The organism is Streptomyces sp. NBC_00075 (assembly GCF_045041225.1).
In the GTDB taxonomy this organism is placed as follows: Bacteria; Actinomycetota; Actinomycetes; order Streptomycetales; family Streptomycetaceae; genus Streptomyces; species Streptomyces adonidis.
The window spans coordinates 2,570,149-2,584,898 of record NZ_CP108243.1; the positions used below are offsets into that span (position 1 = coordinate 2,570,149).

The window sequence follows — 14,750 nt, forward strand, 5'->3', positions numbered from 1 at the left end:
GTGGGGATTGGCCCGTACATCCATCGCGTATCAGCGTGTCGCAACCGTATTGGCATGTGCCGTACGGCCATACCGCTCGCGAACATGCGGAGATACGGTGAGAACCGCGTGCGACAGGGGGCGAATCCCGGTTGACGGGCTCCCGGGTGGCAGACTTGGGCACCGGCCCACGAGGTCGTCACCCCGGCGGTGAAGGGTACAACAATGAGCCCTTTTGTCCGCCCGGCACGGCATGAGCCATACACCCAAACATCTGATCGCGGCAGGCCATCCTCAATTTTTCACTCGAACGTGTGTTTGGCGCAACCTTTCGAAAGCAACTACCGTTGCACTGCACGGGAGACCATCGAGAGGGGCCGACGTGACCACCACCGCAGACAGTGCCACCATCACTGCCCAGGACCGCTCCCAGGGCCGACTCGAGCCGGTGCATGCGATGAACGAAGCCACGAATCCCGAGGGACACAAGCGGTCCCTCCCTGGGCGACCTCCAGGAATCCGAGCGGACAGCTCGGGCCTCACCGACCGGCAACGGCGCGTGATCGAGGTCATCAGGGACTCCGTGCAGCGACGCGGTTACCCGCCGTCGATGCGCGAGATCGGGCAGGCAGTCGGCCTCTCCAGTACCTCATCGGTCGCACACCAGCTCATGGCCCTGGAGCGCAAGGGATTCCTGCGCCGCGATCCACACCGCCCGCGCGCCTATGAGGTGCGCGGTTCCGACCAAGGGGCTTCCGTGCAGCCCACGGACACCGCGGGCAAACCCGCGGCGTCCTATGTCCCACTTGTGGGACGGATCGCCGCCGGCGGTCCCATCCTCGCCGAGGAATCGGTCGAGGACGTGTTCCCGCTCCCCCGCCAACTGGTGGGCGACGGTGAACTGTTCGTCCTGAAGGTCGTCGGTGACTCGATGATCGAGGCCGCGATCTGCGACGGCGACTGGGTGACCGTCCGCCGTCAGCCGGTCGCGGAGAACGGCGACATCGTGGCCGCGATGCTGGAGGGCGAGGCCACGGTCAAGCGCTTCAAGCGCGAGGACGGCCATGTCTGGCTCCTCCCGCACAACTCCGCGTACCAGCCGATCCCCGGCGACGAGGCGACGATCCTCGGCAAGGTGGTGGCGGTGCTCCGCCGCGTGTGAGTGCTGCGGGAGGCGGCGGGTCTTCGGGACCCGCCCCCGACCGGGCCCCGGAACCCCTGCGCCGGTTCCGGGGCCCTGTGCTGTCCCCGTGTGTGCAGGTGCGTCACTGTGCGGGCCACCGACCGAAGTCGGTGGCCCGCACAGTGACGGCTACGCTTCGGCCGGCTCGGCGTCCTCCGTCTGCTTCGCCGCCGCGTCGATCGCGGCCAGTGAGCGCCTGACCACATTGCGGTCCGTGGTGTACCAGAAGTCCGGCAGGGACGCCTTCAGATAGCTGCCGTAGCGGGCCGTGGCGAGCCGTTGGTCCAGTACGGCGACCACACCGCGGTCCCCCGTCGCCCGTACGAGACGGCCGGCGCCCTGGGCCATGAGCAGTGCCGCGTGGGTGGCGGCGACGGCCATGAAGCCGTTGCCCCCGGCGTCCTCGACGGCCTTCTGGCGGGCGCTCATCAGCGGGTCGTCCGGGCGCGGGAACGGGATCTTGTCCATGACGACCAGCTGGCAGCTGGCGCCCGGGACGTCGACGCCCTGCCAGAGCGACAGCGTGCCGAACAGACAGGTCTTCGGGTCCGCCGCGAAGTTCTTGATCAGCTCGCCGAGCGTCTCCTCGCCCTGGAGGAGGATCGGGAACTCGGGGATACGGGACCGCAGTTCCTCCGCCGCGAGCTGCGCGGCCCGCATCGAGGAGAACAGGCCGAGCGTGCGCCCGCCCGCCGCCTGGATCAGCTCCGTCAGCTCGTCGAGCATGTCCCCGCGGTCGCCGTCGCGCGCGGGGCGCGCCAGATGCTTGGCGACGTACAGGATGCCCTGCTTCGGGTAGTCGAAGGGCGAGCCGACGTCGACGCCCTTCCACTGCGGGAGGTCGTCGCCCGCCGTGCCCTCCGGGGCGAGGCCCAGGGAGGCCCCGACGCCGTTGAAGTCGCCGCCGAGCTTGAGGGTCGCCGAGGTCAGGACGACGGAGCGGTCCGTGAAGAGCTTCTCCCTGAGGAGGCCCGAGACCGACATGGGGGCGACCCGCAGGGAGGCTCCGAAGCGGTCGTGCCGCTCGTACCAGACGACGTCCCACTCGGAGCCGTTCGCGATCCGCTCCGCGACGTCGTGCACGCTCTCCACCGAGGCCAGCGCCTGTTTGCGGACCGCGTCCTCGTCCTGGACCGACTTGTCGCGGGTCGCGCCGATCCCGGAGATCACCGTTCGGGCCGCGTCCCGCAGCGCCATCAGGGCGTACCCGAGATCTTCCGGGACCTCCTCCAGGCGGCCGGGCAGGGCCAGCTCCATCACCCGCTCGAAGCCCTCGGCCGCGGTCTGGAGCTGGTCGGCGGCCTTCTCATTGACGAGCTTCGCCGCGCGGCGCACGGCCCGGTTGACCTGGCCGGGAGTGAGTTCGCCGGTGGCTACTCCGGTGACCCGCGAGACCAGTTCGTGCGCCTCGTCGACGATCAGCACCTCGTGCTGCGGGAGGACGGGCGCGCCCTCGATGGCGTCGATCGCGAGCAGCGCGTGGTTCGTGACGATCACCTCCGCGAGCTTGGCCCGCTCCCGGGCCATCTCGGCGAAGCACTCGGCTCCGTACGCGCACTTCGTGGCGCCCAGGCACTCGCGGGAGGAGACGGAGACCTGCGCCCACGCCCGGTCGGAGACACCGGGGGTGAGGCCGTCGCGGTCGCCTGTCTCGGTCTCGTCGGACCACTCGCGCAGGCGCAGCAGGTCCTGGCCCAGCTTGCTGGTGGGCGCCGCCGCCTCGAACTGGTCGAAGAGGCCCTCGTCCTCCTCCTGCGGCACGCCTTCGTGGAGGCGGTGCAGGCACAGGTAGTTGGATCTCCCCTTGAGCATCGCGAACTCGGGGCGGCGGCGCAGCACGGGATGCAGGGCATCGACCGTGCGCGGCAGGTCGCGCTCCACGAGCTGGCGCTGGAGGGCGAGGGTCGCCGTCGCGACGACGACCCGCTCCCCGTGGGCGAGCGCGGGCACGAGGTAGCCGAGCGACTTTCCGGTGCCGGTGCCTGCCTGCACCAGCAGATGGGATCCGTCGTCGATCGCCTCCGCGACGGCTTCGGCCATGGTCACCTGGCCGGGGCGCTCCGTACCGCCGACAGCGGTGACGGCAGCATGCAGGAGTTCAGGGAGTGAGGGCTTCGTCATAGCCCGACCACCCTACGGGGCGGCACTGACAATCGGGTGATCAAGGCGGGAGAAGCGACGGCGCTACAACGCATCGCGCACGCCTCGGTCCCGGACCATGAGTGCGGCCCTCTTCGCGGGCAGATCCAGCTCGGCGGAGAACCGGAATCCGGCGGTGAGAAAGGCCGACACGGAGGGGGTGTTGCGCAGGTCGGGTTCCGCGACGACGCGCGCGCAGGCAGGGCGATGGTCGAGTACGAGGTCGGCGACGGCTCTGAGCAGGATGCTGCCCAGCCCGCGCCCGCGATCGGCGACACCGCCGAGCAGGAGGTGCACTCCGGTGTCGTGCGGACGGGCGGGGTAGTGCAGGGCCAGTGGGTCGAGGTCGGCCCGGTAGATCTCCCAGTAGCTCATCGGAGTGCCCTCCAGCACGCCGAGACAGGGGACGCTGCGTCCGTCCCCGTCGAGCTGGGACCGCAGATGGGCCTCGGTGACGCATTCGGTGCCGGCGAGGTCCCAGAAGGTGGCCACGGTGGGGTCGTTTATCCAGCGGCCGATCAGCGGGAGATCGCGCTCGACCTCGACGGGAACGAGCTGGAACGAGCCCGCGGGTGTGCGGCTCGGCCCCCAGTCCCCGATGCGGTCGAGGAGGTCGTCGGCGAACATTGCGACGAACTCGGCGGGCAGGCGCAGCTCCAGCGTTTCCTCGCTGTCGCCGAGGGTGCGGAGGTCGGCGGTCGGGGCGGTACGGGCGTCGGCAGGGGGCACGGGACGCTCCTCTCATGAGATGGGGTGTGTCGTGTTCCTCGGGGGTGAAAAGGGGTTTTCGGTGTCGGGGGCGTCAGGAATGCAGGGGGTTGGCGATGGTCACGTAGACGGACTGGGTGTCGACCGGGCCGACCAGTTCGTCGAGTCCGTGCAGCCGGGTGAGCAGGTTGGCCTTGCAGCGCAGGACGGGTGAGTCCAGCAGCCGGCCGGGCAGGGACGTACTCAGCCGGGCGGGTCCGGACGCGATGTCGCCGAGGAAGCGCCGGAAGGCCGCGAGCAGCAGCTGTTCGTCGGCGAGGCGCTGGGAGCCGAACGCGCCGATGAGACCCAGGACGTTGTTGATGCCGAGGTAGTAGGCGAAGCGTTCGTCGGTGACCTCGTCGGAGACGAAGGTGTCGCTCTGTTCGCCGATGCCCGGCAGCCGGGAGTCGAGTTCGGCGCGCCGGGACTCGCGAAAGTAGTACCCCTGGTTGTCGCGGTAGCGGCCTCCCCTGGGCCAGCCGTCGCCGTCCAGCAGGAGCAGGGTGTTCTGCTGATGGGCCTCCAGGGCGATGCCCGCCTCGCTGTCCAGCCACAGGACGGGCCGTACGACCTGCTCCAGGTAGCGCAGGAACCACTCGGCGGCGACGGCACCGCGCGGACGGCCGGTTCGTCCGGCGAGCCGCGTGATGACGGCGGCGAGCCGGGACCGCGGGGCCGGGTCCTCCAGGTGGGCATGCGGCCGGGGCGAGACAAGTCCCGCGATGCAGGCCACGTCGTCCGCCGGGTGGAACGGGTTGTGCCGGATCACCACGTCGAGGCCGGTGACGGGGCCGCCGTCCGGGTCGTCGACGGCGAGCCAGGCCGGGTCGCGGACGATGTCGAAGCCCGGGTGCGCGGACTGCCACTGTTTGGCCAGCCCGCCGCGCAGCAGCCGGTGCACCTCGACACCCCGGTGGAGTTCCTTGCGGAGGTTCTCGCGCCGGGAGTTGGTGATGCGCAGCCCCAGCGAGAGCTTCAGCATCGCGGGAGCGCCCGAGCGATGGACGGTGCGTACGGAGGAGGTGGGGTACCAGGGGGAGCCATGAGCGCAGAGGTCGCGCAGCAGACCGGCTTCGAACAGAGCCGCGGTCTGCGGGCGGTGCCGGGTCTCGCGGATCTGCCAGGGGTGCAGGGGCAGGGCCGCGTAGCCGTCGGGCAGCGGGAGCGGCAGTGCGGCGCCGATGAGCTGTGCGGTGAGCTGCTCGGCGCGGATGGGGCGCCCGCGCTCGGTCCAGGCGGAGTCCGTGGCGAGCACGGAGGGGGCCACCGCCAGCCAGTGCAGCGGGAAGGAGCCGCGCAACTCCGGTGAGTAGAGCCGGGCTTCGGCCTCGGCGAGCCCTTCGCGGCTCTTCGGGGTCGGGTGCAGCGGGTGGCCGAGCAGCAGCGCCTGCTCGGCGGCGAGAAAGAGGTCGGGCCCGTCGGCCGGCTGAGCCCGCCGGTCGCTGATGAAGGCGGCGGTACGGCGGACCGAGTCGGCGACACGTGCGACCAGGTCGACGGCGTCGGGGGGCAGAACGGCGGGGGTGCGAGCGGGAGAGGCATCGTTCCCCGGGCCGCTGTCCGTCCCCGCCGCCTTCGGGCCGTCGTACGCCTCCCTCGCGAGGAGGGTCGCGACGGTGACCGCGTCGGCGGCCGGGGCTCCTGCGGGGGCGTCGGCCAGGTGGGGGAGGCCGAAGCGGTGCCAGCCGGTCGGGGACCAGTAGTGGACCGGGGCCAGCAGGGCGGTGCCGCTGGTGGGGAGGGGGATGCGGAGGGTGCCGTCGGTGGGGGCGGTGAGGTTGTTCTCCCGTACCCAGCAGCGCAGCAGGTTCTCGGTGGCGGCGGCCTGGGCCGCGGTGTGGGGGTCGAGATGCTCCAGGAGGTCGGCCGTGGCACCGCGCGCCCACTGGGCGCTCCCGGCGGCTGCCTTCTGCCGGGGCACCGTGTCCCTCGCGGAGGTGGGGTGGGAACGGCCTTCGGGTACGGGGGTGCTGTTCAAGACGGTTCCTCGTGGGGGTCGGTCGAGTGCGGGGGGGGTACCGGGGTGGGCGTCTGGCCTGGCTATCCCGCTCGCTCGGAGTGGGTGTCGAGCGGGCGTCCTTCGGTGTGGCCGCGTGCCACCGACGCCACGGCGTCGGCCAGTCGGTCGAGTACCGCGTCGGCCTGCTCGTCGCTGATGGTCAGCGGCGGCAGCAGACGGACGACGCTCGCCTGACGCCCGCCGAGTTCGACGATGAGCCCCCGACGCAGGCACTCCCGCTGTACGGCGGCGGCCAGTTGGGGCGCTGCGGGGCGCGGGCCTCCTCCGGCCGGGCGGGGATACACCTCCGGATCGGCGCTTGGGTGACCAGTGGCCACCGCCTGCCGCTCCTCCCCCGGTCCGACCAGTTCGACCCCGATCATCAGTCCCCGTCCGCGTACGTCGCCGATGATCGGGAACTCCGCTGCCAGCTTCCGGAGTTGGGCGAGGATCCGGGGGCCCAGGGTGGCCGCGCGTTCGGCGAGGCCGTGTTCGCGGACGTACGTCAGGGTGGCTGTGCCCGCTGCCATGGCGAGCTGGTTGCCGCGGAACGTGCCCGCGTGGGCGCCGGGTTCCCAGACGTCGAGGTCGTCGCGGTAGACCACGACGGCCAGTGGCAGGCTGCCGCCGATGGCCTTGGACAACACCATCACGTCGGGGGTGATCCCGCTGTGCTCCACCGCCCAGAAGGCGCCGGTGCGGCCGACTCCTGTCTGGATCTCGTCGGCGATCAGCGGGATCGAGCGGTCCTCGGTGATCCGTCGCATACGCCGCATCCAGGCGTCCGGCGCGGGAATCACCCCGCCCTCGCCCTGGACGGGTTCGAGGATCATCCCGGCGGGCAGGGGCACGCCCGACTTGGTGTCGTCGAGGACGGACTCGGTCCAGCGGGCGGCGAGTTCGGCGCCCCGGTCGCCGCCCATCCCGAAGGGGCAGCGGTAGTCCTGGGGGAAGGGCAGCCGGGCGACCCGTACGTCGGCCGCGTGGCCGGAGGCGTCCAGGGAACCGGCCGTCATGCCGTGGTAGGCGCCGGTGAAGGCGAGCATGCCGGTGCGGCCGGTCGCGGCGCGTACGAGCTTGAAGGCGGCCTCCACCGCGTCCGTCCCGGCCGGTCCGCAGAACTGCACGCGCGCGTGGTCGGCGAGTCCTGGCGGCAGGGTGCGGAACAGCTCGGTGATGAAGGCGTCCTTGACGGGGGTCGCCAGATCGAGGACGTGCAGCGGCGCCCCCGAGTCGAGCACCTTGCGGATCGCCTCCAGCACGACGGGGTGGTTGTGCCCGAGGGCCAGGGTCCCCGCACCCGAGAGGCAGTCGAGGTAACGGCGACCGTCGGCGCCCTCGATCGTCAGCCCGCGTGCCCGAACGGGGACGATCGGGAGGGCGCGCGCATAGGTGCGTGCCGACGATTCACGCGCCGACTGGCGCCGCAGAATCCCCTCGTGCGCCCCGCGCGCGCCGGCGCACACCTCGACATCCACGTCGGTTTCCACTGGCGCCCGGGATTCCCGTGCCCCTGTGCGCTCCCCCGTCTCCATGGACTCCCGTAGCCCCAACGCCCCAACTCCCCGCTGCTCCACTGCTCTGCCGCCCCGGCAGCCGCCAACTCGCCGAGACACTCCTCCCGTTACCAACACCCGCCGTGCCACAGGAGTCACGGGTCACCTCAAGATCCTTGCCAGGACGGAACAGTTGCGGGTGTGGCGAGCCCCTTTCGGAACTCCGGAATCAGCCGTGACCAGGCGTCACATCGGCGCCCCGCCGGACGTTTGGCAGCCCGGACCGCCTGTAGCGAAACAGTTGCCGTTCCATCGGATGGCCCCCACAGGGACCGCATAGTGTGTGATGCCGTCCAGGGACAGCACACGGTCCGACCACGCCAGGGGGAGACAGATCATGCGACCCATACGCCCGCCCTTCGTCGGCCGCCGGGGGAGGGGCGCGCGCCGCGGAACCTCCCCCGTGCCGGCCGCCGTCGGCCTCGCGGTGGCGCTCGCGCTCACCGCCACCGCCTGCGGATCCGACTCCGGCGACTCCGACGCGAGCGGGCAGTCCTCCGCCTCCGCGGCCGACGACGGTGCCGGGAAGATCACGATCCCCGACGGGCTCAAGGACAAGCTCAAAGAGCACGGGATCGACATCGACAAGTGGAAGAACGGCGCCTGGAAGAACTGGGACAAGGACGACTGGCTGCGCGAGGCCGAGGACTACGTCAACCCGATCATCGAGGGCCTCTGGGACACGGACCGCATGCGCGAGGCCGACGACCCGGAGAAGAGCGTCGACGAGACCGACCTCGCGGACGACCAGGGCGTCACCGACCCGACGCCGGAGCCGGTGGACGCGAAGGCCGTATCGCCCGCCTACCACGACAACGCGCCCGAAGCGGGCAAGGTGTTCTTCGACGGGCCCGAGGGCACGATGGTCTGCTCAGCGACCGTGGTCGAGGACCCCGCCCACCCCGGGAAGTCGAACCTCGTCTGGACGGCCGGCCACTGCGTGCACGCGGGCAAGAACGGCGGCTGGTACCGCAACATCGCCTTCGTGCCGTCGTACAACAACGCGGCCAGGTCGAGCGCCGAGGCGGAGAACGCCCCGCGCGCGGAGATCGCTCCCTACGGTGTCTGGTGGGGTGACTGGGCGCAGACCTCGGACCAGTGGATCGAGCAAGGGGGCGCGACGGGCGGCGACGGGGCACCGTACGACTTCGCGGTCATCCATGTGACCCCGGAGAAGGGCGGCAGCGGCAAGTCGCTGGAGGAGACGGTCGGTTCGGCCCTTCCGGTGGACTTCGCCGCGCCCGCCGTCACGCAGGTGGAGAGCATCACGGCGACCGGTTATCCGGCGGCGGAGCCGTTCGACGGCGAGACGATGTACCAGTGTGAGGACCGGCCGGGCCGACTGTCGATCGTCGAGGCCGACCCGACGATGTACCGGATCGGCTGCACCATGACCGGCGGTTCCTCCGGCGGCGGCTGGGTCACCACAGGCGCGGACGGCAACCCGGCCCTGATCTCCAACACCTCGATCGGCCCAGTCAGCTCAGGCTGGCTGGCAGGCCCGAGGCTGGGCAAGGTGGCAAAGGGCATGTACGACGAGGTGAGCGAAAAGTTCGCCGACCAGTAGTAAGGGTTGGCCCCCCGATGCCTTCGGCATCGGGGGGCCAACCCAGGGGCGCGGGGAACTGCGCGAACAACCCCCACGCACCCGCAGACGACAACGCACCCGCCCGGCGGAGCCTAAAGCGCCGCAGCCGCCGGAACATACGGCGAAAGATCCGCCGCCAATTCCTCATGCACCCGCGCCTTGAGCAACGTGCCCTCCGCGGTGTGCTCCTCGGAGATCACCTCGCCCTCGGTGTGGGCACGGGCGACCAGCCCGCCGTGGGTGTACGGCACGAGCGCCTCGATCTCGACCGAGGGCCGGGGCAGCTCGTTGTCGATCAGCGCGAGCAGCTCGTCGATGCCCTGACCGGTGCGGGCGGACACCGCGATCGAACGCGTCTCCATCCGCATCAGCCGCTGGAGCGTCAACGGGTCCGCCGCGTCCGCCTTGTTGATCACGACGATCTCCGGTACGCCGGTCGCGCCGACGTCCCTGATCACCTCGCGCACGGCGGCCAACTGCTCCTCCGGCGCCGGGTGCGAACCGTCGACCACGTGCAGGATCAGGTCGGAGTCGCCGACCTCCTCCATCGTGGAGCGGAACGCCTCGACGAGGTGGTGCGGCAGGTGCCGCACGAAGCCGACGGTGTCGGCCAGCGTGTAGAGGCGCCCACCAGGGGTCTCGGTCCGGCGCACGGTCGGGTCGAGGGTCGCGAACAGCGAGTTCTCGACCAGCACGCCCGCGCCCGTGAGGCGGTTGAGCAGCGAGGACTTGCCCGCGTTGGTGTAGCCGGCGATGGCGACCGAGGGCACCTTGTTGCGTCGGCGCACCTGACGCTGGATGTCGCGGCCGGTCTTCATCTCCGCGATCTCCCGGCGCATCTTCGCCATCTTCTCGCGGATCCGGCGCCGGTCCGTCTCGATCTTGGTCTCACCGGGACCACGGGTGGCGAGACCGCCGCCCTTGCCGCCGCCCATCTGACGGGACAGCGACTGACCCCAGCCTCGCAGCCTCGGCAGCATGTACTGCATCTGCGCGAGCGCGACCTGCGCCTTGCCCTCTCGGGACTTGGCGTGCTGGGCGAAGATGTCGAGGATCAGGGCCGTACGGTCGATGACCTTGACCTTGACGACGTCTTCGAGGTGGATCAGCTGGCCCGGGCTCAGCTCACCGTCGCAGATGACGGTGTCGGCGCCCGTCTCGATGACGATGTCCCGCAGCTCGTTGGCCTTGCCGGAGCCGATGTAGGTGGCCGCGTCGGGCTTGTCGCGGCGCTGGACGACGCCGTCGAGCACGAGCGCGCCCGCGGTCTCCGCGAGGGCGGCCAGTTCGGCGAGGGAGTTGTCCGCGTCCTTGATGGTTCCCGTGGTCCACACACCGACGAGCACGACCCGCTCCAGACGGAGCTGGCGGTACTCGACCTCGGTGACGTCCTCGAGTTCGGTGGAGAGTCCAGCCACGCGGCGCAGGGCCGCGCGCTCGGAGCGGTCGAACTGGTCGCCGTCCCGGTCTCCGTCGTTCTCGTGGCTCCAGGCGACGTCCTCTTCCATCAGGGCATCGGCCCGAAGACCTTCGGGGTAGGTGTGCGCGAAGCGCTCAGTGTCCTGGGAAGGGGAAGAAGAGGAGGTCATTGGGTCCTTACGTCGTTGGGGATTCGGTTGCGGCGACGGATTGCGCGTCGTCACTGCTCACAACGCACGAGCATCCCGGGAGATTCCCGGAACCCGTCCCGTGAGGCCGGGGGCAGCGCCGCCGACCCGACGATGGTCGCACGGCACGCCCCGTCTCGTCACGGTGTTATTCCGCGGGGCTATGTCGCGGGCGCGACGGACTTCCAGTCCGGGTGGCCGGGCATCGGCGGCGTCTTCTCTGCGTACAGCCAGGCCTGGAAGAACGCGCTCAGGTCGCGCCCGGCGATGTCGGAGGCGAGGCGCTCGAAGTCGGCGGTGCCCGCGATGCCGTCCTTGTGGAGGCCGACCCATGCCTCCTCGACGCGCTCGAACGCGGGGCGGCCGATCTCCTGGCGCAGGGCGTAGAGGGCGAGGGCGGCGCCGTCGTAGACGTTCGGGCGGAAGATGCCGATCTTCTGGCCGGGCTTGGGCGCCTTGGGGGCGGCGGGCGGTCCGCCGGCGGACCGCCAGCGGTCGGAGGAGCCGTAGGCCGCCTTCATGCGGTCCGCCAGTTTCCGGCCCGCCTTCTCCTCCGCGTACAGGGCCTCGTACCAGGTGGCGTGTCCCTCGTTGAGCCACAGGTCGGACCAGGTGCGCGGGCTGACGCTGTCGCCGAACCACTGGTGGGCCAGTTCGTGCACCATGATCGAGTCGACGTACCACTCGGGGAAGGCGGGCTCGGTGAACAGGTCTCTCTCGAAGAGAGAGAGGGTCTGTGTCTCCAGCTCGAAGCCGGTCGACGCCTCGGCGATGAGCACCCCGTACGTCTCGAACGGGTAGCGGCCGACCTTGCTCTCCATCCACTCGATCTGTGCGGGCGTCTTCTTCAGCCACCGCTCCAGCAGCACCCGGTCCTTGGTGGGCACGACATCGCGTACGGGCAGACCGTGCGGCCCGGTGCGGTGCACGACGGAGGAGCGGCCGATGGACACCTGGGCCAGTTCGGTGGCCATGGGGTGCTGGGTGCGATACGTCCAGGTCGTGGCCTTGCCGACCCGGTCGACGCCCGCGGGCAGCCCGTTGGCGACCGCGGTGTAGCCGTCCGGGGCGGTGACCCTGATGGTGAACATCGCCTTGTCGGAGGGGTGGTCGTTGCACGGGAAGACCAGGTGCGCGACATCGGCCTGGTTGGCCATCGCGAGCCCGTCCTTGGTGCGCACCCAGCCCCCGTCCCGGTCGGGCGCGGACACGGGATCACTGGTGTGCCGCACGGTGATCCGCATCCAGCTCCCGGCGGGCAGCGCCGCCCGGGGAGTCACCACCAGGTCCTCGCCCGCACTGGTGAACGACGCCGGTTCACCGTCGACCTCGACCGCCTCGACCTTCCCGTGGGAGAAGTCGAGGTTGACCTGTTCGAGCGGGGCGGTCGTCCACGCGTCGATGGTCGTGACGGCGGACAGCGGCTTGCTGTTGGTTCCGGGGTAGCTGAAGGCCAGGTCGTACGACGCCACGTCGTACCCGGGGTTGCCCAGGTGCGGGAAGAGGCGGTCGCCGACGCCCAAGGGTGCCGCGGGGGCACTCGCGGCGACGAGACAGACGGAGACGGCGGAGGCGAGCAGCGCCGACGTGAACCGGGTACGGGGGTTGAGCAGCATGCACCACGGCTACCAGCGCCCGCCCGCCGGACGACGGCGACTCGCGCCGGTCCCACCCGAACGGGTACCTCAGGGAACCGCCACGTGATGCTGTGCCCGGCTCACGTCGTACACGCCCGGTACGTTGCGCATGGCCCGCATGAGGGCGGGAAGGTTCGCGGCGTCCGGGAGTTGGAGCGTGTAGGTGTGGCGTACGCGCTGCTGGCTGGGGGGTTCGACGGTCGCCGAGACGATCGCGACGCCCTCCAGGGCGATGGCCTCGGTGAGGTCGGCCAGCAGATGGGGCCGCCCGAACGATTCGGCGACCAGGGTGACCCGCGCCTCGGTGGTGTCCCCCCAGTGCACACCGACCTCCGCGCGCCCCGTGCTCTTCATGCGCGCCACCCCGGCGCACTCCACGCGGTGGACGGTCACCACTCCCCCGCGCACGGCGAAGCCGGTGACCTCGTCGGGCGGTACGGGCGTACAGCAGCCGGCGAGGCGTACGGTCGCGCCGGGCTGGTCGACGACGGCGGTCGCTGCGGCCGGGGAGACGGCGGAGCCGTCAGCTGCCGGACGGACCCCGACGGGCTCGCGGACGGCTTCCACGGGGGTCTCCTCGGCCTCCGAGGAGTCACCGGAGGTCTCCGGCCCGTCCGCCGGTTCATCGTGCGTCGGATGGGCGGCGAGCCAGCGCTGGATGGCGATCCTGGCGACGGGGGTGTGCGCGTGCTCCAGCCACTCCCTGGAGGGCTCGGAGGCCGGGTCCTGCCCCATGAGGAGCTGGACCGTGTCGCCGTCCCGCAGGACCGTGCTCAGCGTCGCCAGCCGGCCGTTGACCCGGGCGCCGATACAGGCGTGCGCGTCCTCGCCGTACTGTGCGTAGGCCGCGTCCACGCAGCTCGCGCCCTCGGGGAGCCCGAGCGAGCCGCCGTCGGCCCGGAAGACGGTGATCTCGCGGTCCTGGGCGAGGTCCTCGCGCAGGGTGGACCAGAAGGTGTCGGGGTCGGGCGCCGCTTCCTGCCAGTCGAGCAGCCTGGAGAGCCAGCCGGGCCTGGTGGGGTCGATGCGCTCGCCGTCGCCTTCGAGTTCGGCCCGCGTCCCGTCGCCGTCGGTCTGCTCCTCCGAAGGAGGAGCGTAGGGATTGCCGAGCGCGATCACGCCGGCCTCGGCGGCCTTGTGCATCTGGTGCGTACGGATGAGGACTTCGGCGACCTGACCGTCCTTGCGGGCGACGGCCGTGTGCAGCGACTGGTACAGGTTGAACTTGGGGACGGCGATGAAGTCCTTGAACTCCGAGACGACGGGCGTCATGCAGGTGTGCAGCTCGCCCAGTACGCCGTAGCAGTCGGCGTCCTCGTTGACGAGCACCAGGACCCGCCCGAAGTCGGAGCCGCGCAGGGTGCCGCGTTTGCGCGCCGTCCGGTGCAGGGACACGAAGTGCCGTGGCCGGATGAGGACTTCGGCCTGGATCCCCGAGTCGCGCAGTACCGCGCGCACCTCGTCGGCGATCTCGGCGAGCGGGTCGTCCGCGCGGGAGGCGTTGTCGACGATCAGCTCCCGGGTGTGCTGGTACTCCTCGGGGTGCAGGATCGCGAAGACGAGGTCTTCCAGCTCGGTCTTGAGCGCCTGGACGCCGAGCCGTTCGGCGAGCGGGATGAGCACGTCCCGGGTGACCTTGGCGATGCGTTCCTGCTTCTCGGGGCGCATCACGCCCAGGGTGCGCATGTTGTGCAGCCGGTCGGCGAGTTTGATCGACATCACGCGGACGTCGTTCCCGGTGGCGACGAGCATCTTGCGGAAGGTCTCGGGCTCGGCGGCGGCGCCGTAGTCGACCTTCTCCAGCTTCGTCACACCGTCGACGATGAAGCGGACCTCGGCGCCGAACTCCTCACCGACCTGATCCAGCGTCACATCGGTGTCCTCGACGGTGTCGTGGAGCAGAGACGCCGTCAAGGTCGTGGTCTCCGCGCCGAGTTCGGCGAGGATCAGGGTCACGGCGAGCGGGTGCGTGATGTACGGCTCGCCGCTCTTGCGCATCTGGCCGCGGTGCGAGGACTCGGCCAGGACGTAGGCCCGGCGCAGCGGATCCAGGTCGGCGTCGGGGTGGTGGGCGCGGTGCGCCTCGGCGACGTGGCCGATGGCGTCGGGCAGCCGGTCGCGGGTGGCGGAGCCGAGGAAGGCCGCTCTGCCCAGCCGACGCAGGTCGATCCGGGGGCGGGCCCGTCGGCGGGGCGCGGGAGTCCCCCCTTGCTCCAGCGAGACCGCGAGCTTGGGCGAGGACGTCACAGCACCTGGGCTCGCGGGATTCGTGGCCTCCGCACTCATGGGCACCTCCGGCTACCTGGACCGGC

General features: G+C 71.0%; 9 protein-coding genes. 2 read left to right on the forward strand and 7 right to left on the reverse strand.

Features of this window, described 5'->3' with window-relative positions:
* The first annotated feature begins 361 nt into the window (after window positions 1-361).
* Window positions 362-1,141, forward strand: a complete 780-nt coding sequence (gene lexA / locus OG787_RS10880; RefSeq protein WP_053743545.1) for a transcriptional repressor LexA — start codon at window positions 362-364, stop codon at window positions 1,139-1,141.
* A 150-nt stretch (window positions 1,142-1,291) separates the two neighbouring features.
* Here the strand turns inward: lexA and OG787_RS10885 are convergent, their stop codons facing one another.
* The 4 genes from OG787_RS10885 to OG787_RS10900 form a co-directional block, all read right to left on the reverse strand.
* Window positions 1,292-3,283 (reverse strand): ATP-dependent DNA helicase, encoded by a 1,992-nt coding sequence (locus OG787_RS10885; RefSeq protein ID WP_369029319.1) that lies wholly within the window; start codon window positions 3,281-3,283, stop codon window positions 1,292-1,294.
* Between the two features lie 63 nt (window positions 3,284-3,346).
* Entirely contained in the window at window positions 3,347-4,030 is a 684-nt protein-coding gene (locus OG787_RS10890) for a GNAT family N-acetyltransferase (protein ID WP_369029318.1), read from the reverse strand.
* A gap of 73 nt (window positions 4,031-4,103) precedes the next feature.
* Window positions 4,104-6,029 (reverse strand): IucA/IucC family protein, encoded by a 1,926-nt coding sequence (locus tag OG787_RS10895; protein ID WP_405535051.1) that lies wholly within the window; start codon window positions 6,027-6,029, stop codon window positions 4,104-4,106.
* Window positions 6,030-6,091: 62 nt separating this feature from the next.
* Window positions 6,092-7,585 (reverse strand): diaminobutyrate--2-oxoglutarate transaminase family protein, encoded by a 1,494-nt coding sequence (locus OG787_RS10900; RefSeq protein ID WP_405535052.1) that lies wholly within the window; start codon window positions 7,583-7,585, stop codon window positions 6,092-6,094.
* 358 nt (window positions 7,586-7,943) lie between these two features.
* On the opposite strand from OG787_RS10900, the gene OG787_RS10905 reads away from it, so the two are divergent.
* A complete protein-coding gene (locus OG787_RS10905) occupies window positions 7,944-9,173 on the forward strand; it encodes a trypsin-like serine peptidase (RefSeq protein WP_405535053.1) in 1,230 nt (409 codons plus the stop codon).
* A gap of 113 nt (window positions 9,174-9,286) precedes the next feature.
* On the opposite strand, the gene hflX is transcribed toward OG787_RS10905, so the two are convergent.
* From hflX to OG787_RS10920, 3 genes are all read right to left on the reverse strand, one after another.
* Entirely contained in the window at window positions 9,287-10,783 is a 1,497-nt protein-coding gene (gene hflX, locus OG787_RS10910) for a GTPase HflX (RefSeq protein ID WP_405535054.1), read from the reverse strand.
* A 179-nt stretch (window positions 10,784-10,962) separates the two neighbouring features.
* On the reverse strand, window positions 10,963-12,417 hold the full coding sequence (locus tag OG787_RS10915) for a M1 family metallopeptidase (RefSeq protein ID WP_405535055.1): 1,455 nt from the start codon (window positions 12,415-12,417) through the stop codon (window positions 10,963-10,965).
* A gap of 69 nt (window positions 12,418-12,486) precedes the next feature.
* Window positions 12,487-14,724 (reverse strand): RelA/SpoT family protein, encoded by a 2,238-nt coding sequence (locus tag OG787_RS10920; protein WP_405535056.1) that lies wholly within the window; start codon window positions 14,722-14,724, stop codon window positions 12,487-12,489.
* Window positions 14,725-14,750 lie beyond the last annotated feature (26 nt).